We start from the raw sequence: 901 nt of genomic DNA on the forward strand, positions 1-901 counted from the left end.
GAATAATGCAGGTATTTCTCAAAAAGTAACCGTTCAGAACATGACACTTGAAGATATGACAAGAGTATTTAATGTAAATATGTTTGGTTTGTTCTTGTGTACACAAGCCGTGCTAGAACCAATGATCAAGCAGCAATATGGGCGTATTATCAACCTGTCTTCTGTATCGGCTAAAAGGGGAGGAGGCGTATTTGGAGGAGCACATTACTCAGCTTCCAAAGCAGCAGTATTAGGTTTTTCTAAAAACCTTGCCCGTGAAGTAGGGAAAGATGGTATCACAGTGAATTGTGTGGCACCAGGCCTTGTGAATACGGATATTTGGAAGTCACTTCCTATCGATGAAGCCGAAAAAGTAATTGATAATATACCACTTGGCCGACCAGGTGAAACGAAAGAAATCGCAGCCGCCATTACATTTTTGGCTACTAAAGAAGCATCCTACATTACAGGAGAAGAAATCGATATCAATGGTGGTTCACATATGGACTAGTAGAAAGAAATGGAGCAGGCACATGAACATGCCTGACTCTATTTTGAATAAAAAGGAAGTAGAGTCACAGTCAAAATGATTGATGAAATGATATTTTGTAAGCGCTTAATAAAAATGTGTCATGCCATTTAGATATCTTCACGCAGTTGGACAAAGCAACTTGAAGGGGGAATCATGTTGAATCAACAAGCATTAGAAAAGTCGACGACTCGTAAAGTTACACTTCGCCTTATCCCATTTTTATCCTTATGTTTTGTTATCGCTATTTTAGATCGTGTGAATATTGGATTTGCTGCTCTTCAAATGAATGAAGATTTGGGATTTTCAAATGCTGTATTTGGACTTGGGGCTGGAATATTCTTTTTAGGGTATTTTTTATTAGAAGTTCCGGGAAGTGCCATTATGGCAAAG

At 38.5% G+C, this 901-nt stretch carries 1 protein-coding gene and 1 pseudogene; both read left to right on the forward strand.

Going from position 1 to position 901, the window contains the following annotated elements; genetic code table 11:
* A partial coding sequence (locus V7659_RS31805; protein WP_335543952.1) for an SDR family NAD(P)-dependent oxidoreductase occupies positions 1-490 on the forward strand: 490 nt, incomplete at its 5' end.
* A gap of 174 nt (positions 491-664) precedes the next feature.
* A pseudogene (locus V7659_RS31810) lies at positions 665-901 on the forward strand (MFS transporter); the annotation flags it as partial.

This window comes from Neobacillus drentensis (genome assembly GCF_036966985.1).
Lineage (GTDB): Bacteria > Bacillota > Bacilli > Bacillales > Cytobacillaceae > Neobacillus > Neobacillus drentensis_E.